General features: G+C 67.7%; 20 protein-coding genes. 13 read left to right on the forward strand and 7 right to left on the reverse strand.

Annotated features, from left to right (window positions below; translation table 11 throughout):
- Positions 1–102: 102 nt before the first annotated feature.
- Positions 103–3,459: an autotransporter domain-containing protein gene (locus tag AC5P5X_RS17825; protein WP_111189672.1), complete on the reverse strand. Its 3,357-nt coding sequence runs from the start codon at positions 3,457–3,459 to the stop codon at positions 103–105.
- Between the two features lie 188 nt (positions 3,460–3,647).
- On the opposite strand from AC5P5X_RS17825, the gene AC5P5X_RS17830 reads away from it, so the two are divergent.
- Together AC5P5X_RS17830 and AC5P5X_RS17835 are read left to right on the forward strand one after the other, a co-directional pair.
- Positions 3,648–3,848 carry a hypothetical protein gene (locus AC5P5X_RS17830; protein WP_005411162.1) on the forward strand — a complete coding sequence of 67 codons (201 nt, stop codon included), beginning with the start codon at positions 3,648–3,650 and terminating at the stop codon, positions 3,846–3,848.
- A gap of 156 nt (positions 3,849–4,004) precedes the next feature.
- Complete coding sequence (locus tag AC5P5X_RS17835) at positions 4,005–4,355, forward strand: VOC family protein (RefSeq protein ID WP_005411161.1); 351 nt, start codon at positions 4,005–4,007, stop codon at positions 4,353–4,355.
- 15 nt (positions 4,356–4,370) lie between these two features.
- Here the strand turns inward: AC5P5X_RS17835 and AC5P5X_RS17840 are convergent, their stop codons facing one another.
- Positions 4,371–5,000 (reverse strand): TetR/AcrR family transcriptional regulator, encoded by a 630-nt coding sequence (locus AC5P5X_RS17840; RefSeq protein ID WP_005414565.1) that lies wholly within the window; start codon positions 4,998–5,000, stop codon positions 4,371–4,373.
- 126 nt (positions 5,001–5,126) lie between these two features.
- Here AC5P5X_RS17840 and AC5P5X_RS17845 point away from each other — a divergent pair, with 126 nt between their 5' ends.
- Entirely contained in the window at positions 5,127–6,599 is a 1,473-nt protein-coding gene (locus tag AC5P5X_RS17845; RefSeq protein WP_111189671.1) for an MFS transporter, read from the forward strand.
- Between the two features lie 10 nt (positions 6,600–6,609).
- Here AC5P5X_RS17845 and AC5P5X_RS17850 read toward each other — a convergent pair whose 3' ends face one another.
- Positions 6,610–6,915 carry a KGG domain-containing protein gene (locus AC5P5X_RS17850; RefSeq protein ID WP_024957919.1) on the reverse strand — a complete coding sequence of 102 codons (306 nt, stop codon included), beginning with the start codon at positions 6,913–6,915 and terminating at the stop codon, positions 6,610–6,612.
- Between the two features lie 219 nt (positions 6,916–7,134).
- Here AC5P5X_RS17850 and AC5P5X_RS17855 point away from each other — a divergent pair, with 219 nt between their 5' ends.
- The 3 genes from AC5P5X_RS17855 to AC5P5X_RS17865 all read left to right on the forward strand — a co-directional run bounded on the left by AC5P5X_RS17855 (position 7,135) and on the right by AC5P5X_RS17865 (position 11,050).
- On the forward strand, positions 7,135–7,317 hold the full coding sequence (locus tag AC5P5X_RS17855) for a peptidase S41 (RefSeq protein ID WP_099490603.1): 183 nt from the start codon (positions 7,135–7,137) through the stop codon (positions 7,315–7,317).
- 98 nt (positions 7,318–7,415) lie between these two features.
- Positions 7,416–8,309, forward strand: a complete 894-nt coding sequence (locus AC5P5X_RS17860; RefSeq protein ID WP_005414561.1) for an NAD-dependent epimerase/dehydratase family protein — start codon at positions 7,416–7,418, stop codon at positions 8,307–8,309.
- Between the two features lie 209 nt (positions 8,310–8,518).
- A complete protein-coding gene (locus tag AC5P5X_RS17865; RefSeq protein WP_099484402.1) occupies positions 8,519–11,050 on the forward strand; it encodes a methyl-accepting chemotaxis protein in 2,532 nt (843 codons plus the stop codon).
- A gap of 77 nt (positions 11,051–11,127) precedes the next feature.
- Here the strand turns inward: AC5P5X_RS17865 and AC5P5X_RS17870 are convergent, their stop codons facing one another.
- Positions 11,128–11,514: a DUF2628 domain-containing protein gene (locus AC5P5X_RS17870; RefSeq protein WP_024957921.1), complete on the reverse strand. Its 387-nt coding sequence runs from the start codon at positions 11,512–11,514 to the stop codon at positions 11,128–11,130.
- Between the two features lie 216 nt (positions 11,515–11,730).
- Here AC5P5X_RS17870 and AC5P5X_RS17875 point away from each other — a divergent pair, with 216 nt between their 5' ends.
- Positions 11,731–11,904, forward strand: a complete 174-nt coding sequence (locus AC5P5X_RS17875) for a hypothetical protein (RefSeq protein ID WP_005411154.1) — start codon at positions 11,731–11,733, stop codon at positions 11,902–11,904.
- A gap of 60 nt (positions 11,905–11,964) precedes the next feature.
- On the opposite strand, the gene AC5P5X_RS17880 is transcribed toward AC5P5X_RS17875, so the two are convergent.
- Positions 11,965–14,010 carry a TonB-dependent receptor domain-containing protein gene (locus tag AC5P5X_RS17880; RefSeq protein ID WP_111189670.1) on the reverse strand — a complete coding sequence of 682 codons (2,046 nt, stop codon included), beginning with the start codon at positions 14,008–14,010 and terminating at the stop codon, positions 11,965–11,967.
- Positions 14,011–14,505: 495 nt separating this feature from the next.
- Between AC5P5X_RS17880 and mdoH the strand changes: the two genes are divergently transcribed.
- From mdoH to hemC, 5 genes are all read left to right on the forward strand, one after another.
- Positions 14,506–16,431, forward strand: coding sequence for a glucans biosynthesis glucosyltransferase MdoH (gene mdoH / locus AC5P5X_RS17885; RefSeq protein WP_005414555.1), 1,926 nt, complete (start codon positions 14,506–14,508; stop codon positions 16,429–16,431).
- Positions 16,432–16,481: 50 nt separating this feature from the next.
- A complete protein-coding gene (locus AC5P5X_RS17890) occupies positions 16,482–17,141 on the forward strand; it encodes an alpha/beta hydrolase (protein WP_049450392.1) in 660 nt (219 codons plus the stop codon).
- Positions 17,142–17,144: 3 nt separating this feature from the next.
- Complete coding sequence (locus AC5P5X_RS17895) at positions 17,145–18,188, forward strand: sensor histidine kinase (RefSeq protein WP_171040179.1); 1,044 nt, start codon at positions 17,145–17,147, stop codon at positions 18,186–18,188.
- A gap of 10 nt (positions 18,189–18,198) precedes the next feature.
- On the forward strand, positions 18,199–18,930 hold the full coding sequence (locus AC5P5X_RS17900; protein WP_012481330.1) for a LytR/AlgR family response regulator transcription factor: 732 nt from the start codon (positions 18,199–18,201) through the stop codon (positions 18,928–18,930).
- Between the two features lie 568 nt (positions 18,931–19,498).
- Positions 19,499–20,410, forward strand: a complete 912-nt coding sequence (hemC, locus tag AC5P5X_RS17905; RefSeq protein WP_111189468.1) for a hydroxymethylbilane synthase — start codon at positions 19,499–19,501, stop codon at positions 20,408–20,410.
- 115 nt (positions 20,411–20,525) lie between these two features.
- Here hemC and AC5P5X_RS17910 read toward each other — a convergent pair whose 3' ends face one another.
- Together AC5P5X_RS17910 and AC5P5X_RS17915 are read right to left on the reverse strand one after the other, a co-directional pair.
- Positions 20,526–21,302 carry a DUF481 domain-containing protein gene (locus tag AC5P5X_RS17910; RefSeq protein WP_005411146.1) on the reverse strand — a complete coding sequence of 259 codons (777 nt, stop codon included), beginning with the start codon at positions 21,300–21,302 and terminating at the stop codon, positions 20,526–20,528.
- Between the two features lie 106 nt (positions 21,303–21,408).
- Positions 21,409–22,011 (reverse strand): LolA-like protein, encoded by a 603-nt coding sequence (locus AC5P5X_RS17915; protein ID WP_005411145.1) that lies wholly within the window; start codon positions 22,009–22,011, stop codon positions 21,409–21,411.
- Between the two features lie 81 nt (positions 22,012–22,092).
- Between AC5P5X_RS17915 and AC5P5X_RS17920 the strand changes: the two genes are divergently transcribed.
- Positions 22,093–23,064 carry a helix-turn-helix transcriptional regulator gene (locus AC5P5X_RS17920; protein WP_005411144.1) on the forward strand — a complete coding sequence of 324 codons (972 nt, stop codon included), beginning with the start codon at positions 22,093–22,095 and terminating at the stop codon, positions 23,062–23,064.
- Positions 23,065–23,070: the final 6 nt, after the last annotated feature.

A 23,070-nucleotide genomic window follows, 5' to 3' on the forward strand; every position in this document is an offset into this window, starting at 1 on the left:
GATCCAGGACGCGATGATGCTGGGGTATCGCGCATGGCCCTGGGGCGTGGATAAAAAGGGGGCGGCCTTGAGGCCGCCCCAAACCGTCAGGAGAACACGCGTCTAGAAACGAACCGACCAGCGCGCGTTGGCGCTGTGGTCGCGGCTTTCACTGCCGTACTGGCCGCTGTAACCCAGCTCCAGCTGCTGGCGCGGGGTCAGCCACGCCGACAGCCCCAGCTCGGCCACCACGGCGCTGTCGGCAATCGGGGCGCCTTCGACCGCGAAGGTGGTGCTGCTGTTGGCGAATGCGAGGTCGGCCAGCTGGCTGCGGTCACCCGAGGCACGGCGATAGCCCACGCCACCACGCAGGTGCAGCCAGCTGTCCTGCTGGAACGATGCCTTCAGGCCCTTGTCGAAGCGCAGGCCCGCGGTGGCGATCGTGGTGCCGGTGTCATCCACCTTGCCGTGCAGGGCGGCTGCACCACCGCGCTCGTTGATCGGCTTGAGGTCCACCTCTACGCGCGCGACCTGCAGGTAGGGTTCCAGCCCGGCCTCTGGGCCACCAAAGCGGTAGCCGGCTTCGATGAAGGCCTGGCGGGTATGCGCGTTGTAGCGGGCGCTCAGGCTGTCGCTGAACCCTGCGAAGTCGACATCGCGGGTGCTCTTCACCTTGTGCTTGCTCCAGGCGACGCCGCCACGCAGGCCGAGGCCGCCCCAGTTGTGACTGGCATATGCACCGAAGTGGGTGTTGTCGATCTTCGACTTGGCACGAAGCGCCTGCTGCTTGACGTCGGTGCGGCCGGTGCCAGCCAGCACGCCGACCTGCCAGCCAGAGAACTCGTGGTCGATACCGGCCAGCAGGCCGTTGCTGTTGGCTTCGGTGCGGGCGGTATTGCTGTTGCCGTCCAGCCTGCTGTTGCCGCCCAGAGCTTGCACCCAGGCGCCGGTGGCGTCGCCCGCATCGGCGCTTGGCGCGACTGCACCTGCACGGCGGGACAGCGCGGCATCGCGAACGTAGCGGCTGCCTTCCACCAGTGCGAGCGGCGTGGCTGCGTGCAGTTCGCCGCTGAGGCCGTCGAGCACGCCGCCGACCTGCTGCGGGAACAGCTGGGTCAGCGGTTTGGGCAGGCCCTGGTTGATTGCCAGCAGGTCCGCCGCGGCGGCCACCGCGCGCTGGTTCGGGGTGGCGGCGGCGCTGGCCAGCGAGGCACCACGTGCCACGTCGATGCGGGTGCCATTGGTGCCGTAGGCGAGGCTGAACTGCAGGAACGGCGAGAACGCGCTGAAGTCGGTTTTCGCGAACTGGCCGTTGATGCCACCGTCGGCGCGGATGAAGTTGAACTGCTCGCCGAGATAGTAGATGCCTGGTTCCGGCAACGCGACCAGCGTGCCGCCGAGGGTGGCGGTACCGGTCACGTGCAACTGGTCGCTGCGCCCGCCAGGCGCGAGTTCGGCGGCGTAGACGCCGGTCGGGCCCTGCACGTAGTCGCCGTTGATGGTCAGCGTGCCGATCGAATTGCCGGGCGCGATGGTGCCGTCCACTCGGGTGCTGCCCAACGTGCCGATACCCTTCAGCAGGCCGTTGCTGCCGACCGTGGTGGTGCCGCCGGTCTGCATGCCATTGAAGGACACCACGCCGCCATTGACGGTCAGGTTCCCGTCCTTCAGAACGCCGCTGGCGCTGACCGTGCTGACGCCACCGGTGGTGGTGAGTGCGGTGGAGACCAGGCTGCCGTTGAGCAGGAACCGGCCGCCTTGCACATCGACCGCCGAGGTGAGGGTGTTGCTGCCGTTCAACTCCAGCGTGCCCTCGCGCAGCACCGCGCCGTTGAAGCTGTTGTCGCCGCTCAGGCGCAGCCAACCGATGCCGGATTTGGTCAGCGTGCCGGGGCCGCCGATGTCATTGGTCCAGTCGTCCCAGGCATCGCCTTCCCACACCTTCAGGCCGCCGGCCCTCTGGTTCATCACCACGTTGGTATCCACGCGCAGCGAGCCATAGCCCTCGATGGCCCTGCGCAGGTCAACCATGCCCCAGCCGTAGATCGGGTCGACGCCTGCCGCACCGAGATCGCGCGCGGTGGTCAGCAGGACGTCGCGCACCTGGGCGTTGTCCAGGTAGGGGAAGCGCTCCATCAACAGGCCGAGTGCGCCGGTGATATGGGGGGCGGCCATGGACGTGCCGGTCTTCAGGCCGTAGTCGTACGTGGGATTCTGGCTGTCGATGAGAAGACGGACGTAGTCTGCGGTCTTCTCCAGCCGTCCCTGGATGTCACCGGAAACGATGGTGCTGAGGATTGCCGTGCCGGGTGCGGAAATGCACCAGTTGGCGGCAGCGCCGCAGATGCTCGAGCCTGCGTTGATCACGTAGTCGGTTTCACCATTGGCTGTATTGGGCTGGCGAACGTTGGCGACGGCCAGCCAGTAGGGCTCGATCTCCGGCTTCCAGCGCGGCAGGGCCGCGGTGATACCGGCGACGGCGCCGCTGCCATTGCCGGCCGACCAGACCTGGATCAACTGCGAAGCGGGGGCGTTCGCACTGTCCTTGTAGATGCTTCCGTATACGTCGTAGCCGGCACCGATGCGTGCGTACTGGGCATCCAGTGCGGCCACGGTCATGTTCCGGGTGGAGATGCCCCAGCTGTGATTGATGGCACGCACGCCTTGTGCCTGCAGCTGCGCGTACATGTCCAGCCTTGCGGCACCATCGGGATCCGTCCGTTCCACGGCTTCAGGCAGGTAGCCTCCGCTCGCCTGGCGCCTCCATTCGTAGTAAGTGTCACCAAATACACGGGCGGTCGTCAGATCGGCACCGAAGGCGACGCCGTGCATCCCCGTGCCATTGCGGTTGGCGCCAATGGTTCCGAGGACATGCGTGCCGTGATCGGCATAGCGGAAACCCCATTCACGGCCTGCGGCAATGATGTTGGCCTGCAGGGAAGCAGGCACGCCCGCGCCGAGCGTGTAGTAGTTGATACCCGGTTGATCACCCTGTGTCTGGCTGCACGCGCCGGTACCGCCGACGGTTCCCGGTGACGCACAGTTCGGGCCGATGGTGATGCTGGAAGTGTTGCGGCCGGCGAATTCGGGGTGAGCCAGTGCCGAGCCGGTGTCGAACAGCGCCAGGCGCACGCCCTTGCCGGTCAGGCCGCGGGCATACGCGTGGTCCGCCCCCATCGCACCCAGGCCCCAGTCGGCGTTGAACTCATCGCTGCGCCAGCTGGCGGCATCGCCCGGATTGCCGAGCAGGGCGGTAGCGGTTGCCGCGGGCGTGGCGGCCGTCGATGCTGCAGGCGCGTTGACGGCGGGCTGTGCCCACGCCGCCTGCAGCTGGCGCTGTTGCTGCCATGCGTCGAGCGCCTCGCCGGCCATGGCGGGCGCGGCAGCGGCAAGCAACAGAGAGCTGGACACGGCCAGCGCGAGGCGGCTGTGCAGCGGGGAGCGGGAGTGGGACGAACGGCCATGCAGCGGGTGATTCATCGGGCAACTTCCTTGGTGGACGGGCAACAAGGCCGTTAACGCCAATCCGTGGCCACATCCCCCATGCATGTGAAAGCAGAATTGTGAACAGGTTAAGTGTGCGTGACAGTGGGCTTCACTTCGTCTCCCCGTGTCCTCGCTAACGTGGGCCGGCCTGGGCTCACCAGGCTTATCAAGGAGTGATGGCGATGCGTGTTGTCAGGAAGGTGATCGCAGTGGCGGTATTCGCGTTGGCGTGTACCGGTTCGGTGGCGGTGGCTGGGCCGGTCGAGCCCTGCGACCAGCCGTGCTGGCGGGCTTATCAGATGTGCCTGGCCAGTGGCACCGATGCCGGTGAATGCCAGCAGGCGTACAACACCTGCGTGGTCGATCTGTGCATGGGCGTGTGAGTCGCGCCCTTTGAGCCGTACGCGGAGCCCCGTCATCGACGGGGCTCTTCTGTTCCAGCGATCGCCTCAGATGGCGATGCGGGCATCTGGCCCGAGCCCGCTTGCGGGCCATGCACGCAGCGGCGAGGATGGGAAATCGCACCGGAGCCGCTGCACATGGCCGTCAAACGCATTGTCGCCAACATCGCCACGCCCGACCCGGCGCGTGCCGCAGCGTTCTATGGCGGGCTGCTGGGCATGCCGGTGGTGATGGATCATGGTTGGATCGTCACCCATGGCGGGCAGGGCAGTGCGCTGGCGCAGGTGAGCTTTGCCAGCGAAGGGGGTTCCGGCACCGCAGTGCCCGATCTGTCGATCGAAGTGGACGACCTGCAGCAGGTGCTGGAGCGCATGCACGCGGCCGGCATCCCGCTGGAGTATGGCCCGGCCGACGAGCCTTGGGGAGTGCGTCGTTTCTTCGTCCGCGACCCGTTCGGGCGGCTGTTGAACATTCTCGCCCACACCTGAGCGGGAAGCGTTCCTTCAGCGGCGTCTGCCGCTGCGCGTTGGCGCTGCCGGAACGCCGACCATGCGCAGGCAATCCGCTTCCACAGCGGCGATGAAGGCATCGGCATCCTGTGCGGGTGTGGCGATCAGGTCGTCGGTGGCCCCGTGCACGCCGGCATAGATCAACGAGGCGGTGACCTGTGGAGCAGGCAGCTGCCACAGTCCGGCTGCGTTGCCCGCTTCGAGGATGCCCAGCAGCTGCTGCTGGATCGCATTGCGCTCGGCATTGCCCCGCTGGTGGTGGTGATGGTTGGCGTACACCACGTCATGCAACGCATGGGTGCGCGCGTAGATCTCGATGTTGGCGCGGATCCAGGCGCGCAGGCGCGCTGCGCCATCACCGGCAGGGTGCTGCTGCACTGCCTGCTCGACCTCGTCCATGAACTGCCGCGTGTAGCGCTGCGCCAGCGCCTGCAGGATCTCGGTGCGGGAGGCGAAATAGGTATAGAAAGTGCCCTTGGCCACGTCGGCCGCGGCGACGATGTCGCTGATGGTGGTGGCGTCCACACCCTGCGAAAGGAACAACGCCTGCGCGGCGTCCATCAGTTCCTCCTGGCGGGTTTCGGCGGGCTTGGTGCGAGGCCTGGCGACAGCTGGGGTCTGCATGGTGGGCGGTATCCGGGTGTGACGGACGCCATTCTAGCTGCCCCTGCGCACTGACTGACCGCCAGTCATTGACCGACGGTCAGTCAGTCGATAGGATGCGCGCACATCCTCCCCCCGGATCCACGCATGAGACGCCTCCAACGGCCCGCCCTGGTGCTGGCGGCCTACCTCGGTACATTCCTCGCTTCGCTGGACATCAGCATCGTCAACGTGGCCCTGCCAACCCTGCAGCAGGCGCTGCAGACCGACATGGCGGGCCTGCAATGGGTGATCAACGCCTATGCGATCGCACTGTCGGCGCTGATGCTGTCGGCCGGTCCGTTGGGGGATCGCTACGGTCATCGGCGGATGTGGCTGCTGAGCGTCGCCACCTTTACCATGGGCTCGCTGCTGTGCGCCTGCGCCAAGGACCTTTCGACCCTGGTTGCCGGGCGCGCGGTGCAGGGCGTGGCAGGTGCGCTGTTGATTCCCAGTGCGATGCCGATCCTGAGTCACGCATTTCCCGATCCGGGCCAGCGTGCACGCGTGATCGGTGGCTGGTCCGCCTTCAGCGCGCTGGGCCTGGTGCTTGGCCCGTTGCTCGGCGGTGCGCTGGTGCAGCGGGCCGGCTGGCCCAGCATCTTCCTGATCAACCTGCCTTTGGGGCTGCTGGCGTTTGTGCTTGGCGCCTGGGGCATCGCCGAGCGACGGCACCCGCAGCACGCCGCGCTGGATCCGGCCGGGCAGCTGCTCAGTATCGGCGCGCTGGGCGCACTGTGCTATGGCCTGATCGCGATCGGCGAGCAGGGCCTGCTGGCCCCGGTGACGCTTCTGGCGCTGGGCGCCGCAACTGCGGGGCTGATCCTGTTCGGCATCGTCGAGCGGCGGGTGGCACGCCCACTGCTGCCGCTGGACCTGTTCGCCGACGGTCGCTTCCGCATGCTCAACCTGTCCTCGTTCGTGCTGGGCTTCACCGCCTATGCGAGCCTGTTCTTCCTGTCGCTGTTCTTCCAGCAGGCACAGGGGCACAGCGCCGCGCTGGCAGGCTCGCAGCTGGCTCCCCAGTTCCTGTTGATGGGTGTTGTCTCGCTGTTGTTCGGGCGCCTGGTTGCCCGCCTCGGGCTGCATGCCGCGCTGGTGCTGGGCTACGTCCTGGCCGGTTTGGCGCTGTGCGCAATGGCCACGTTCGAACAGGCTACTTCGCGCGCTCATGCCACTGCCGTGCTGATGCTGCTTGGCATTGGAATGGGGCTGGCGGTGCCGGCGACCGGCATGGCGATCATGGCCAACGCACCGGCCGAACGCGCAGGTATCGCGTCAGCCACGATGAACGCGCTGCGCCAGGCAGGCATGAGCCTGGGCATCGCGCTGATGGGCAGCTTGATGGGCCAGCGTGCCGTACAGCAGTTCGCCGCCTGCGCACAGGCCGCAGGGCAGCAGCGGCTTGTTGCGCAGGCGCGTGAACTGATCCTGCACCCGGGCTCGATGCACGCCACGCCGCAGGTGCTGACCTGGTACCGCAGTGCGATGGCCAGCGGGTTCGGTTGGGCGATGGCGGTGGCAGGTGCGCTGGCCCTGCTTGCGGCGCTTGGGCTGCATCGGCAGCGTGCATCGGCTTGACGCGCAGCATTCAGCCCTGCTGGCGTTGCGGGTCCTCTGCCGTGCGTTCGATCGCCTGAGGCTGTTGTTGCTGCTGGCGCGCGTTGGCGTGGCGTGCGTGTCCACCTTCGCGTCCGATCGTGGCCATGTGCTGGCGGTCGCGGCTGATCGCTTCGCCGCCCTTGCGGCCTGCGACACGTGCTTCGGCCGGACTGAATTCGTGCGCATTGCCGGAGGCATGTGCCGCGCGCCCGCCCTTGGCGGCGATCGCGCGCTGTTTGTCCTGGTCCATCGAGGCGAAGCCCCGGTTGGAGCTGCGCGGGTTCTGCTCAGTCATGTGAAATCTCCTGCAGTGTGGACGCCGCCTTCGTGGACGACGGCGTCCATGCTTGGCCATCGCACGCTAAGTCCAGGTCGCCATCTTCGCCCCGGTTTTCACGCGCCCTGCGCACCGGGATGATCACGCAGCCGGCCCGGCGGCCGCATTCGTCGCGTATTCACTGCCGGCCCTCGGATGTGCGGCAACGCCGGCGGCCGCAGTGGCGGTGCCGCACATATGTTCGATGATCCTGTGCTGCTGCCCGATGGCTATCAGATAAACGTTCCGGACCGGCAACCGATCAAACTGCGCACCGGTGGCAACGGCGAACGGACCGGTGTCGCGCCCCACGCGGCAGGCGGCGACGATCCGCTCTCCATCGCGCGCCAACTGCTGGCTCCGCCGAAGTCGTCAAGATGAACGTACAGTTGCGCGGTCGTCCTATCGCAGATGTGCCGTTGCATGCCTAGAATCGAAGCATCCCGGTAGTTCCCGGGCGCTTCGAGTGAATGGACTCAATGAAGATTCTGTTGACCGGCAGTTCCGGGCGGATCGGGCGCGCGATCTTCGGCGCGCTGGCGGCTGCCCATGAAGTGGTGGGTCTGGACCGCAGTCCGTTTGCCACCACGCGCATCATTGCCGATGTCACCGATCATCAAGCCGTCGTGCGCGCGGTGCAGGGCGTCGACGCGGTCATCCATACCGCGGCCCTGCATGCGCCACACGTCGGCCTGGTACCGGACGCGGTGTTCCAGCAGATCAACGTGGACGCGACTGCGCACCTGCTGCAGGCGGCGCGCGAGGCAGGCGCGCGGCGGTTCGTGTTGACCAGTACCACCGCGCTGTACGGCCACGCGGTGGTGGCAGGGGGATGCCGCTGGATCGATGAGGATACCGAGCCGCTGCCGCGAACGATCTACCACCGCAGCAAGCTGCAGGCCGAGGCCCTGGCTGAAGCTGCCGCCGCACCGGACTTCGGGGTGCGCGTGCTGCGGATGGGGCGCTGCTTCCCGGAACCGCCGGAACGGATGGCGATGTTCCGGTTGCATCGTGGGATCGACGCCCGTGACGTGGCCAGTGCCCATGCCGCGCTGCTGCTGGATGAGGGGCCGGCCTTCGCCCGCTACATCGCCTGCGCCGCAACCCCGTTCCGGCGCGAGGATTGCCTGGAACTGGCCACCCAGCCGCGCAACGTACTGGCCCGGCGCGTACCGCAGCTGCTGGCCGAGTTCGAGCGCCGCGGCTGGCCATTGCCGCTGAGCGTCGACCGCGTCTACGACAGCGCCCGCATCCGCAGGGAGCTGGGGTGGCAGCCGCGTTTCGGGCCGGACGCCGTGCTGCAGCAGTACGCCGCAGGCAGCATCGAGGTGTTGCCACGCGCGGAGTGGATCAAGGATCGGGTGGCCGAATAGGGGACGCGGGGACGGATCCCTGTCCCGTCCCTGAGTGGATTCAGGAATGTGTAGGCCGGCCGCCTCAACCTCGTTGGCAGGCGGCCGCTAACCCGGTGCGCTTCCTGCGCCGGGCGGGTCCCGGCGGCCGGTGGCCTGCGCGACGGATCGCGCGCCCGCGCGGTGCCCTCCCGGTGCCGGTCGTCCTGAACTGCCTTGCGGACCCCTCCATGCCTTCTTCCCGTTCCGCCGCTGCCCGCCGTCCGGGCAGCATCGCCCACAAGCTGATGCTGGGCACCGCTGTCATCGCGCTGCTGTGCTTCGGCCTGACGGCGTTCCTGATCTATCGCCAGGCCAGTGCCAGCCTGATCGATGCCTCGCGCCAGACCATGACCAGCGAGGCCAACGCCGAAGCGCGCCAGGTCGCCGCCGACCTGGGCACGGCGTTCGCCAGCAACGATGCCATGGTCGAAGCCGTGCTCGCCCAGCGTGCGCGGGGTGACGTGCCTGATCGCGCCAGCCTGGCGGCCGTGCTCGGTGAGCAGCTGCGTACCCACCCGGAATGGCTGGGCAAGAGCACCATGTGGGAGGCCGACGCCTTCGATGGCAAGGATGCCGAGTTCGCCAATACCGAGATGCATGATGCCAGCGGCCGCTACATGAGCTACTGGGCCTGGCATGACGGCAAGCCGCAGCAGTCGACCATGACCGACTACACCGAAGCCGCCGACGGTTCGGCCGACTGGTACGTGGTGCCCAGCCGCGACAAGCTGCCCAAGGTCAGTGAACCCTATGCCTACGACATCGCCGGCCAGCAGGTGCTGATGAGCACGCTGAGCTCGCCGATCGTCGAGAACGGTACCTTCCTCGGCGTGTTCACCGTCGACTTCTCGCTGGCGGCGCTGCAGAAGCACCTGGCGACGCTGACGCCGATGGGCGCAGGCCGCGTCGAGCTGCTTTCGCCCAACGGCGTGGTGCTCGCCTCGGCGAATGCCGCCGAGATCGGCAAGCCGCGCACCGACGCATTGACCCGCAGCATGCTGGCCGACATCGCCGCCGACCGCCGGTTCGAAGCCTTCACGCCCGATGCAGCCGGCAACGTGCGCGTCTACGTGCCGCTACGCGTGGGCAATGCCCCGCAGCGCTTCGCGCTGGGCGTGGTGATGCCGCACGCGGTGATCGTGGCCGAGGCGCGCCAGCTGCTGTGGTTGACGCTGCTGGTGGGCGTGGTGGCCGCGCTGACGCTGAGTGCCGGTGTCTACGTGCTGCTGCGCCGCCTGGCGATCCGCCCGTTGGCCGAAGCGGTGCGGGTGGCGGGTGACGTCGCCGCCGGCAAGCTCGACAGCACCTTGCCTGCGCGCAGCAACGATGAAGTGGGCCGCCTGCTGGACGCGATGCAGGGCATGCGCGGGCAGCTGCAGGCGGTGATGGCGGCGCAGGCGGAAATGGCGCGCCGCCACGATGCTGGCGAGCTGAGCTACCGCATGGACGCCACTGCCTTCCCCGGCGAGTACGGCCGCATGGTGGCCGACAGCAACCAGCTGGTGGCTTCCAGCAATGCGGTCACCCAGCGCCTGGTCGAGGTGATGCAGCGTTACGCGGTGGGTGACCTCAGCGTGGACATGGAAGCGCTGCCGGGCGAGAAGGCGGTGTTCACCGCAGCGATGGCCACCACCAAGAGCAACCTGGCCGCGATCAACGAGCAGATCCAGCAGCTGGCCGCCGCCGCGGCGGCCGGCGACTTCGCTGTACGCGGTGATGCCCAGCGCTTCGACCACGATTTCCGCCGCATGGTGGAGACCCTCAACATCATGATGCAGGTCAGCGATCACAACCTGGCTGAGCTTTCGACGCTGCTTCGCGCGATTGCCGCCGGCGACCTCAGCGCACGCATGCGCGGCGATTTCCATGGCGTGTTCGCGGTGATGCGCGACGATGCCAACAGCACCGTGCAGCAGTTGACCCAGATCGTCGGCCAGATCCAGCAGTCGGCCGCCAGCATCCGCCTGGCGGCGGGTGAGATCGCTGCGGGCAACAGCGATCTCTCGCGTCGTACCGAGCAGCAGGCCGCCAACCTGGAAGAAACCGCCGCCTCGATGGAGGAGCTGACCTCCACCGTGCGCCAGAACGCCGACCACGCGCTGCAGGCCAATACCCTGGCAGCATCCGCCGCTGACGTTGCCAGCGAGGGCGGGGAAGTGGTCAACCAGGTGGTGCAGACCATGGAGCAGATCGAGGCCTCCTCGCAGCGCATCGCCGAGATCATTTCGGTGATCGACGGCATCGCCTTCCAGACCAACATCCTGGCGTTGAATGCGGCGGTGGAAGCGGCGCGGGCCGGTGAGCAGGGCCGCGGCTTCGCGGTGGTCGCCAGCGAAGTGCGCGCGCTGGCGCAACGCTCGGCGGGCGCAGCGAAGGAGATCAAGGAACTGATCGACGCATCCGTGGCGCAGGTCGGTGCCGGTGCGCAGCTGGTGCACGGTGCGGGCCGTACCATGCAGGCCATCGTCGGCCAGGTGGGGCGCGTCAACGAGATCATGGCCGAGATCTCGGCTGCGTCGCGCGAACAGTCCGCCGGCATCGAGCAGGTCAACCAGACCGTGGTGCAGATGGATGAGACCACCCAGCAGAATGCCGCGCTGGTGGAGGAAGCCAGCGCCGCGGCGCGGGCTATGGAGGAGCAGGCCGAGCAGCTGGCCGTGGCGGTCTCGCGCTTCCGCCTGCAGGCCGAACCGGAGGCCATGGCCCGCCGCGCGGCCTGATCCCGGAAACGAAGACGCCCGGCGGGGGCCGGGCGTCGGTTGCATCCTTGCCGCGCATCCTGCGCAGGTCTGATGGCTCAGAACATTCCTTCAAACGGGTTCCAGCTGGTACGTCCTTCCACCTTCTCCAGGTAGTAGCTGTAGTTGGTGCTGGAGGCGACCAGCAGGTTCATGGCGATGAACAGCATGCGCCCGACGACGTCCGGAAGGAACATGGTGATGATGGCCAGCGCGATGTTGATGCCGATCACCACCAGTGCCTTGCGCCACATGCCAAGAATCAGCAGGTAGATGGCACCGAAGAACAACGCGAAGAAGTTCAGGTTGATCTTCAGGCGGTCACCAAAGGACAGCGCCTTCCAGGCCTGCTTGAAGCCGGGGTTCTTGGGGGCGCCGTGCTGGCGGAAGAAGTTGAAGCGGAACTGCCACTTCGGGCTGAACTGGGACAGGTCAGTGGTATTCATTGGGGGAGACATCCCTGTGAGAAAACGTTTTCATGATAGGACAAGTCCTATTCAGGATCCAAGCGTCACCGTCAAAAATGTGACGCCTGCCTTGTTCCGGCTGCTGCGGCAGGGGCGCGCACCGTCACCCGCCCGCCTTGTTTTTAGGATAGGGTGCGCAGTTCCGCTGCCGCACCAGCTGAATCCGTGCGGCGGCGGGATGTCCATGGAGGTTGCATGACCACACCTGCTACACCGGAAAACGCACCGGGACCGGTGCTCCTGCCGACACCTGAAGTGGTGCAGGCACAACAGCTGCTCGCACGCCAGCAACTGGCGGTGGCGATGGACCGTGCACGCACGGCGGCTACGCAGAGCGCGGCGCCCGCCGCCGCATTGGAAAGCGAGTAATCCGCAACACCGCCGATCGCGCTGGCCCGTCGCCAGCGCGATCGCGGCGGACGCTCTTGGTCAGAACCGCGCGGTCATGCTGAGGAAGTAGCTGCGCCCGGCCACGAAGTAATCGGTGGAGCCTTCCGCATACAGCTTCTTGTCGGCCAGGTTGCTGACGCCGCCACGCAGGGTCAGTACCTCATTGACGTTCCAGGCGGCGGTCAGGTCATACAGCGTGTAGGCCTTGAGGAAGGTCGTCGCCGTGCCGGCCTGCCTGCCGGTGTACTGCGCCGACAGGCTGCTGGAAAACACCGCGTCGGGCGTCCAGTCCAGCGACGAATAGCCCGAGAATTCGGGGGTATCGATCAGGTTGCGGCCGGTGGTCAGGTTCCTGGCTTCCTTCATCCATGTCGCCGAGGTGCGCCAGCGCCAGTGCTCGCCGAAGCGGACATTGAAGCTGCCTTCCATGCCGCTGGTGCGTGCGCGCTGCACGTTGCTCATCCGCGTCCACCAGATGCCGTTGAACCTGCCCAGCGGTGCGTACTCGATCTTGTTCCTGAAGTCGGTGTGGAAGTAGGTCAGGCCGGCATCGACCAGATCGTTGTCGAAGCTGATGCCGATTTCGCGGTTGGTGCTGGTTTCCGGGTCCAGGTCCGGGTTGCCGGCCATGTAGCAGCCGCCGCGGGTATAGCCCAGCGGAATCAGCGAGGTGCAGCCACGGCCACCGGACTGGGTGGCGGCGCTGGCGGAGTTCTCGGTCAGGCTGGGGGCGCGGAAGCCCTTGGAAACGCCACCGCGGATGGTCCATTGCTCGGCCGGATGCCAGACCAGGTAGGCGCGCGGGCTGACGTGGCCACCGAACGTCTCATGGTGGTCCAGGCGCGCGCCCAGGGTCAGTGCCAGGGTGCGGTGCAGCTTCACTTCGTCTTCGACGAACAGGGCCCAGGTATCCACTTCCAGATCGGAGCCGCTGACGGCATTGCCGGCATAGTCGATCGGCGCGCGGCCGATGGTGTCGGTGTTGGTCAGCTCCTGGCGCTTCCACTGGCCGCCCACGGCGAACTGGTGTTCAACGCCGAGGGTGAACGGCGTGGTCAGGCTGCCCTCGATGATCGTATCGGTGGCTTCGGAACGGCCGGTAGCACCGATGTCGTTCCTATACTCGGTCCAGTACGCACTGATCTTCGAATTGCCGAAGCTCCACTTGCCATCGTGGTTGAGCGCCAGCGAGCTGCGCTTGAGTTCGCTGGCACCCCAGGCGCCTTCATCCTGCTTTTCCAGCGAAGCGTCGATGAAGGCCTGCTGCACGCCATGGCCGGCTTCGAGCGACAGTTCCTGCGCGTCGCTCAGTTTCCACTGCAGCAGCGCATCGACATTGCGGTCCTTCTCGCCTGCATACGCGTTGCCGTAGACACCACCATTGGAGCGATCCGAATCGCGGCGCATGCTGTTGGCACCGATGCGCAGGCCGAAGCGCTCGCCGAGCGGGCCGGAGAACGTCGCACCGATCTGCTGGGTGTCGCCGCGCTTGCCGTCGCCCGGGCGGGTATAGCTGTGGGTGGCGCTGCCGCTCCAGTCATCACCGATGCGCCGGGTGATGATGTTGATCACGCCGCCCATGGCGTCGGAGCCATACAGCGACGACATCGGTCCGCGCACCACTTCGATGCGCTCGATCTGGTCAGGCGAGATCCAGTTCAGGTCCTGGCGGCCCAGGTCCGGCCGGTAGTTGGTCGAGGCCGAGCTGCCCATGCGCTTGCCGTCCACCAGCACCAGCGTGTAGTTCGACGGCATGCCGCGCAGCTTGATCTTGGACTGCTCGCCAACCGCACTGAGGCCACCGGTCACGCCGGGCACGCGGCTGAGCAGGGTGGCCAGGTCGTGCACCGGCTGGCGCGCGATGTCCTCGCGGCTGATCACGCTGATGCTGGCCGGCGCATCCTTGATCCATTGCTGGTTGCCCGAGGCGGTGACCACCACGGTATCCAGGTCCTTGGTGGAGGCATCGGCGCTGGCCGCTGCAGCGGCCACGCCGGGCAGGGCCAGCAGGCAGGCGGTGGCCAGGGCACTGGCCAGGCGGGTGCGCGGCAGGCGCGCGGAACGGGAGCGGAACGGCTTGGACATGACGGCTTCCATCGAATGAGGGGGGACCGGATGGAAGCAGCGGGCACACGCAGACAAGCAGGCAGGCCCCCTTCCATGGGTCATAGGGCGCACGGTTCGGGCCGGCGCAGCTGGGTGGGTCTCGGCCGTACGGAAGACGGCTACCTGCCTGGTTAATGAAATGATAACCGTTCGCGTTTGTTACGATCCAGTACCCGGTGCCACGAAGCGACATTCCGCTGCGCGGTCCGCCATCGCCTGCTGTTTGCTGAATGGGGATAAATCCCGGCGTAAACCTTCGCACTCGGCTTACATCCGGCGCCCTAGACTGGGCCGCATTTTCGATTCCGCCCCGTTGGAGATCGTGTGGGTTCCGGTAGTGACAGACAGCGACTGTGCGGCCAAGGGCCGGTACAGCCAGGACAAGTGCGGGCGCCGGGAAGGCGCGCCGGGAACCTTCGCGCATGCAGCCCGGCCGGGACGGCCGGCCATGCCGATCGTGGGGAGTAAGCGGTGATGGGGGGTCAAACCATCCACGCGGAAGCGGATGCGCCCCGGCTCGACGCCGGCTGGGCGCTGCTGCCGGCCGAATCTCCGCTGCCGATGCCCGAACAGACCCTGCGCGAAGGCAAGCTGAAGGTCCGTCGGCACCGTACCTCGCCACGCCTGATCGGCCTGCGCCGGTTCTACATCTTCGGCGGCACCCTGGCCATGACCGCCATCGCCACCCGCATGATGTGGCGGGTGCTGTCGGCCAATGGCATCAGCGTGCTGGAAGCCTGCCTGCTGGTGCTGTTCGTCGGCCTGTTTGCCTGGATCGCGCTGTCCTTCGCCAGCGCCGTGGCCGGCTTCCTGACCGCCGTGTTCGACCGTGGCTATCGCCTTGGCATCGACCCGGACAAGCCGCTGCCGACCGTGCACAGCCGCACCGCGCTGCTGATGCCGACCTACAACGAGGATCCGCGCCGACTGCTGGCGGGCCTGCAGGCGATCTACGAGTCGGTGGCCGCCACCGGCCAGCTCGAACGCTTCGACTTCTTCGTGCTCAGCGATACCCGGCGCGAGGACATCGCACGCGCCGAGGAGCAGGTATTCGCCGAACTGCGCGAGCGCGTGCCGGACGGCCAGACGCGGCTGTTCTACCGCCGCCGTGGCGACAACAGCGGGCGCAAGGCCGGCAACATCGCCGACTGGGTGCGCCGCTTCGGTGGCGCTTACCCGCAGATGCTGATCCTGGACGCCGACAGCCTGATGACCGGCGACAGCATCGTGCGCCTGGTGGCCGGCATGGAACACAACGCCGATGTCGGCCTGATCCAGACCCTGCCCTCGGTGATCGGTGGCCGCACCCTGTTCGCACGCATGCAGCAGTTCGGCGGTCGCGTGTACGGCCCGGTGATCGCCCGTGGCGTGGCCTGGTGGCATGGCGCCGAGAGCAACTACTGGGGCCACAACGCCATCATCCGCACCCGTGCCTTCGCCGACCACGCCGGCTTGCCAGCGCTGCCGGGGCGCAAGCCGTTCGGCGGCCACGTGCTCAGCCACGATTTCGTCGAAGCGGCGCTGATGCGCCGTGGCGGCTGGGCCGCGCACATGGTGCCGTACCTGGGGGGCAGCTACGAAGAAGGCCCGCCGACCCTGACCGACCTGCTGGTGCGCGACCGTCGCTGGTGCCAGGGCAACCTGCAGCACGGCAAGGTGGTCGGCAGCCGTGGCCTGCACTGGATCAGCCGCACCCACATGCTGATCGGCATCGGTCATTACTTCACCGCGCCGATGTGGGCGATGCTGATGTTGATCGGCATTGCGATCCCGCTGTTCCAGGAAGGCATCGATTTCAATGCCCTGCTGCACCTGTCACCCAGCGTGTACTGGCGGGCCCAGGACGAGGAGCAGGTGGTGCGCCTGTTCGCCGCCACCATGGCGGTGCTGCTGCTGCCCAAGGTGCTGGGCTATCTGGCGATGCTGCTGGACCCTGTCGACCGCCGCGGTTGCGGCGGTGCGATCCGTGCGTTCGTGTCGATGCTGGTGGAGACCGTGCTGGCCGCACTGATGGCACCGGTGGTGATGTACGTGCAGTCGCGCGGCGTGGCCGAAGTGCTGTCCGGCCGCGATTCCGGCTGGGACGCACAGCAGCGTGACGATGGTGGCATCTCGTGGATGGCCTTGATCCGTGGCTACGGCGGGCTGGGTGTGTTTGGTGCGTTCATGGGTGTGCTGGCGTGGGCGGTGTCGCCGTCGCTGGCAGCCTGGATGGCGCCGGTGGTGATCGGCATGGTGCTGGCCGTTCCGGTGGTGGCGCTGACCTCCTCGCGCGGCCCGGGTGCCTTCCTGCATCGCCTCGGCCTGCTCGACATCCCCGAAGAGAACATTCCGCCACCGGTGCTGGTGCGCGCCGCGCAGCTGCGCCGGGAAGCCGCCGAGCAACCGCCGCTGTACTGATGGCCCTGCACCAGCGGCATAATGCGGCTCGAACTTGAAGGAGCCGCATCATGCTGCAAACGGTGGAACAGGAAACCGGCGCCTCGCCACAGTGGTCGGTGATCTGGCTGCACGGGCTTGGCGCCGACGGCCACGACTTCGCGCCGATCGTGCCGGAACTGGTGCGTCCGCACTGGCCGGCGCTGCGCTTCGTGTTCCCGCACGCACCGGTGCGGCCGATCACGATCAACAACGGCGTGCCGATGCGCGGCTGGTACGACATCGTCGGGATGGACTTCCGCTCGCGTGCCGACATGGCCGGCGTGCAGGAATCGGTGCTGCAGCTGGATGCGCTGATCGCACGTGAGATCGAGCGCGGCGTCGCGCCGGAGAAGATCTTCCTGGCCGGCTTCTCGCAGGGCGGGGCGATCATCCTCACCGCTGCACTGTCGCGCACCGCGCCACTGGCCGGCCTGATCGCACTGTCCACTTACCTGCCGGAAGCCGAGAGCGCCAGGCGCGTTGACGGTGCGGTGCAGGTGCCGGTGTTCATGGCCCATGGCAGCAGCGACCCGGTGATTCCGCAGGCGGTGGCCGTACACAGCGCGCAGGCACTGCAGGCGCTGGGCCTGGAGGTGGAGTGGCACAGCTACCCGATGGCCCACCAGGTCTGCGCCGAAGAGATCCAGGCGCTGGGTGACTGGCTGCAGGAACGGTTGGGCGCTGCCTGAGCCATGCCCCCGGCCAGCACATCGCCGTGGATGCCGGAACTGTGCCGCCTGCCGCGGCTGGCGGCGATGCTCGGCCTGGCCCAGCTGGTGGTGGTGGTGCTGGCGCTGGCGCCCGATGGCAGCCGCCACTGGACCTTCGGCGAGCTGCTGTCGGCCAGCGGCTTCGCGCTGTGGCTGGCGCTGGCGGTGACCGCCAGCCTGTGCCTCCTGCGGCAGGCACTGTCGAGGCTGCCGCAGGTGCTGGGCGCTGTCGCGGCGATCGTGCTGGCGACCCTGATCGCGGTGGTCTGTGCCGGCATCGTGCATGCACTGTACGCGGTACTGGGCGACAACTTCGCCCGCGGCATCAGCTTCTGGCGCTTCACCCTGGGCAGTGCGGCAACCACGGCACTGATCGCCGCGCTTGCCCTGCGCTACTTCTATGTGAGCGATCGCTGGGCCGCGCAGGTGCAGGCCAACGCGCGTGCCCAGGCCGACGCGCTGCAGGCGCGGATCCGGCCGCACTTCCTGTTCAACAGCATGAACCTGATCGCCAGCCTGCTGCATCGCGATCCGGCGGTGGCCGAACGCGCGGTGCTGGATCTGTCCGATCTGTTCCGTGCTGCCCTGGGCGCGGGCGAGGGCGACTCCACCCTGCGTGACGAATGCGAGCTGGCCGAGCGCTATCTGTCGATAGAGTCGCTGCGCCTCGGCGAGCGTCTGCAGGTGCGCTGGCAGCGCGATGAGCCGCTGCCGTGGGACCTGCCACTGCCGAGGCTGGTACTGCAGCCGCTGGTGGAAAACGCAGTGCTGCATGGCATTTCGCGGCTGCCCGAAGGCGGCACCATCGAATTGCAGCTGGTGCGCGAGGGCAACGAGCTGCAGATCCGCGTGCGCAATCCCGCGCCCGATCCGCAGGCGCCGGGGTTGGCGCTGGCGCGCGGTGCCGGCCATGCCCAGCACAGCATCGCTCATCGGCTGGCCTGGCGCTTCGGCGCCGCCGCGCGGATGACGGCTGGCTGGAGCGAGGGCTACTATGCCTGCCAGGTGACAGTGCCGATCCAGTGAGGGGACGACCGTGAGGGTAGTCATCGCCGATGACGAACCGCTGGCGCGAGAACGCCTGCGCAGCCTGCTGGCGGCGCAGGACGGGGTGGACGTGGTGGCCGAGGCCGGCAACGGCGAGCAGGCCCTGCATGCGTGCGCGGAGCTGCAGCCGGACCTGGTCCTGCTGGATATCGCCATGCCCGGGCTGGACGGCCTGGAAGCCGCCCGCCACCTGGCCAGCTTCGAGCCGCGCCCGGCGGTGGTGTTCTGCACGGCTTATGACGCGCATGCGCTGTCGGCGTTCGAGGCGGCGGCCATCGATTACCTGATGAAGCCGGTCCGCGCCGAGCGCCTTGCCGCAGCGATCGCACGTGCACGCACGTTCCTGGCCGGCCGCGATGGCCAGCCGCAGGACAGCGGCGGGCAGCAGGCCCGCAGCATGCTGTGCGCACGCCTGCGTGGCAGCCTGCGGCTGATCCCGCTGGACGACATCCACTACCTGCAGGCGGAAGAGAAGTACGTGGTGGTGCACCATGCGCGCGGCGAGGACCTGATCGAGGAGTCGCTGAAGTCGCTGGAGGAAGAGTTCGCCAGCCGCTTCATCCGCATCCATCGCAACTGCCTGGTGGCGCGCCACGAGCTGGTGGAGCTGCGTCGAGGCACGGGTGGTCAAGTGCAGGCGGTGCTGCGGCATGGCAAGCAGCCGCTGGAAGTCAGCCGCCGCTGCGTGGCGACGCTGAAGCAGGAACTGCGGCATCTGTGAGTGGTCCCGCGCGGCCTGCGGCCGCGACTGCTATGAAATCAACAGCAACAGCAACAGCAACAGCGGGTCATGGCTCGTTGTTTCTACGTGCTGGGTTGGGCCGGGGTGGGGCGGCGGGACACGCTGCAAGTACATCCATGTAGCTCGATGGCGCCATCCATGGCGCCAACGGTCCCGCCGCCCCACCCCGGCCCAACCCTCTCGTTTTTCCCGCGTCGGACGGCAAAGGCATTGTTGTTATCGGGTGGGGAAAGAGGGGTCAGATCCCTTTTCCTGCGGAAAAGGGATCTGACCCCGGAAGCCGTCGGCTGTTGCTTTTGCTTCTGCTTTTTTCTTTTGATCTTCCGTGGCTGACGCGCACTGAAGCTGTCAGAGGCCGGGCGGGGTGGGGTCGCGGGGGTGTCCGCGGCATGGATGCCGCGGCCAAGCCTCCACGGACGGATTCACGGCGTCCCCCGTGACCCCACCCCGTCCGGCCAAGCGCGGCTGTTGCTTTCACGACCCCTCCGCCAGCCACGAGGGGCTCCGCCGTTGGCCGTATCCGCGCCGGAGGCGCGATAATGACCGGATGGAAACCGTCCGCATCGCCACCCGCAAGAGCCCGCTCGCCCTCTGGCAGAGCGAACACGTCGCCGACCGCCTGCGCCAGGCCCACCCCGGGCTGCATGTGGAACTGGTGCCGATGAGCACCCGCGGCGACGAAGTGCTCGACCGTTCGCTGGCCGCCATCGGTGGCAAGGGCCTGTTCCTGAAGGAGCTGGAGCTGGCCATGCTGCGCGGTGAGGCCGACTGCGCCGTGCACTCGCTGAAGGATGTGCCGATGGAACTGGACGAACCCTTCGCGCTGCCGGCGATGCTGACCCGCCACGATCCCGCCGATGGCTTCGTCTCCAACCTGTACGCCTCGCTGGACGCGCTGCCGATCGGTGCGCGGGTCGGGACCTCGTCGCTGCGTCGCCAGGCGCAGCTGCGCGCGCTGCGACCGGACCTGGAACTGCTCGACCTGCGCGGTAACGTCAACACCCGGCTGGCAAAACTCGACAACGGTGGCTACGACGCCATCGTGCTGGCCGTGGCCGGCCTGGAGCGTCTGGGTCTGGGCGAGCGCATCGTCGCGCGCCTGCAACCGCCGCAGTGGCTGCCGGCCCCGGCGCAGGGCGCGGTGGCGGTGGAGTGCGATGGTGGCAATGCGCGTCTGATGGCGTTGTTCGCCCCGCTTGATGACGCGGCCACGCGTGCCTGCGTGGAAGCCGAGCGGGCGATGAATCGTGCGTTGCACGGCAGCTGCCACGTGCCGGTGGCGGCCATCGCGCAGTGGCAGGGCGATGACCTGCACCTGCAGGGGCTGGTTGGCAGCGCCAGCGACGGCCGTGCGGTGCGCGCCGAGGCCGTGGGCCAAGCCAATGACCCGGAAGGCCTGGGCCAGCGCGTGGCGAAGCTGCTGCTGGACGATGGCGCCGGCGAACTGCTGAAGGTCTGAGCCACCGCAGGTAGTGCCGCCCAGCGGCCGGCAACCTCGTGCCCCAGTTGAATGCAGTTGCCGGCCAGCGGCCGGCACTACCGGAAGAAGAACGGGCGCCCTTGGCGCCCATTTCTTACTTGAACTTGTAGACCACGTTCATCGTGGTCAGCGTATCGGTCTTGCGCTTGTCCTCGGCCACGTCACTGTTGTAACGCGCCTGCCAGCCGGCCTTCAGCGCCAGGTGCTCGTTCATGCTCACCGACACGCCGAAGTCGTTCTGGCCGAAGGTGTTGTACGAACCGGATTCGACCAGCAGGGTGTTGACCAGGTCGGTGTTGTCGGTCAGCGAGTACTTCATGTCGAACAGGCCGCGGCCGATCATGCCGGTGCGGGTGCGGTCGTCCTCGGTGCTGTGGGTGCGGCGCACACCGGGGCCGATCTGCGCGTCGAACGAGAAGCGCTCGGTGTTCCACAGGCGGGTGCCGTAACCCAGACCGAACGAGCTCTGGCGGTCGTAGGTGGCGAAGTCGTCGCGCTCTGTACGCACCGTGGCCGTCAGCTGGCGGTGCTCGCCCAGCTGCAGCGCGCTGCCGGCACTGCCGGTGTAGCGGTTGGCGGTGGTGTTGTTGCGGCGGGTAGTGGTGCCGTCGTCGCGGGTCTCGGTCACCTTGGAGCTGGAACGCAGGCCGGCCAGGTCCATGCTGTGCACCCAGTCGCCGTCGGTGTAGCGCAGGCGCAGGCGGCCGTTGAAGCTCTCGGTGCTGCTGTTGCCGCGTGCCGAGGCGAAGCCGAGCTCGCCGCCACTGCCGCTCCACGGCGAAGACATCGCCGCCAGTTCGGAGGCATCCTGTGCATACGCGAGCGGCGCGCACAGCAGCAGGGGGATCAGCAGGGACACGCGCAGGGACATCGGGGCTTCTCCGAAGCGGTTGACAGCCGGTGATGATACTGGAAGCGTGATGGCGGTCAGAATCGATCCAAGGCGCGCTTCAGCAGACGTTGCCGCGGACGCCTATTCAGGGCAGATCGATACGCAATGCCGGGTCGTTGAAGCGCGAATAGCGCAGGCGCAGCTGGAAATTGCGGCCGTTGCTGCTGCCGCTGCGCACGATCTGCCGTGGCAGGCCCTGGGCGTCCACCCAGTACTCCAGGCGTTCGCCGGCCTGCGCGCCGCGCAGGCGGTAGTGACGGGTCTCGACTCCATCCAGCGATTGGCTGCCCAGGTCTTCGGCCTGTAGTTCGGCAGGCAGGGCGTCGGCCGGCAAGGGATTGCGCCACTGCTCCAGCAGGCCCGGCGGGGTGGGAACCTGGCGGATCGCACCGTCGGCCTGCAGGAACATGGTGTCGCCAATGATCGTCTGCGGCCCGCCCGGGGTCTGCACCCGGAAGCGGTCGGGGGCGACGAAGTCCATGGCACTGCGCACCGGCTGCGGCGCGCCCAGCACCTCCAGCTCGGCATGGAAACTGCCCAGGGCCGCAAAGCGTTGGCTGGCGCCCAGTACGGCCTGGGCCGGATTGGCCGCGGGCACGGGGGCTTCGGTCCTGGCCGGCGCCGGTGCGCGATCGCAGGCAGCCAGCAGCAGGCAGGCCAGCAGGGACAGGGCGGGCAACCGGCGCATCGGGCATTCCATGGGGGTGGGGGCGACCACGATAGCCCAAACGTCCCACACAAGACCCGCGACTCGGACATAATCGGGGGTATGGACCGATACGAACGCATCACCGCCCTGCATCGTCTGCTCAAGTCCGCGCGCTATCCGGTGACGGTGGCGACCCTGCAGGACAAGCTCGGTTGTTCCCGTGCCACCGTCTACCGCGACCTGGCCTTCCTGCGCGATGCGCTGATGGCACCGATCGAGGGCGACGGCGAGGCCGGCTTCCGCTACCAGGCCGACGAGAGCGACCGCTTCGAACTGCCTGGCCTGTGGCTCAGCTCGGAGGAGCTGCACGCCCTGCTGGCCTCGCAGCACCTGCTGGCGCGTACCGGCGGCGGCGTGCTGTCCTCGGTGCTGGCGCCGCTGCAGCAGCGTATCGAGAGCCTGCTGGCTGCCCAGGCCGGTGTCTCCAACTGGCCGGTGGATCGTGTGCGGGTAATCCCGCACCGCGGCCGCAAGTTCGATGAAGGCAGCTTCCGCAGCGTGGCCTCGGCGGTGCTGGAGCGCCGCCAGCTGGCGTTCGAGTACCGTGCCCGTTCCACCGACGAGCCGACCAAGCGCACCGTCTCGCCGCAGCGCCTGACCCATTACCGCGACAACTGGTACCTGGATGCCTGGGACCATGACCGCGAAGCCCTGCGCAGCTTCGCCGTGGACCGCATCCACAAGGCGCGCGTGGTCGACAGCACTGCCCGTGACGTCGCCGACAGCGAGCTGGACGAGCAGCTGGGTGCCAGCTACGGCATCTTCTCCGGTGCGCCGAAGGGCTGGGCGACCATCCTGTTCAGTGCCAAGGCCGCACGCTGGGTGGCCGACGAGCATTGGCACTCCAAGCAGCAGGGCCGCTTCCTGGCCGATGGCCGCTATGAACTGAAGGTGCCGTACAGCGTCTCACGCGAACTGCTAATGGACGTGCTGCACTACGGCTCGGATGCCGAAATCGTCGAGCCGGTGATGCTGCGCGAGCAGGCCAAGGCGCTGCTCGAGCTGGCCCTGAGCAACTACGAAAAATCCTGACACTCC

The sequence above is a fragment of the Stenotrophomonas sp. YJH_SMC_91 genome (assembly GCF_059368495.1).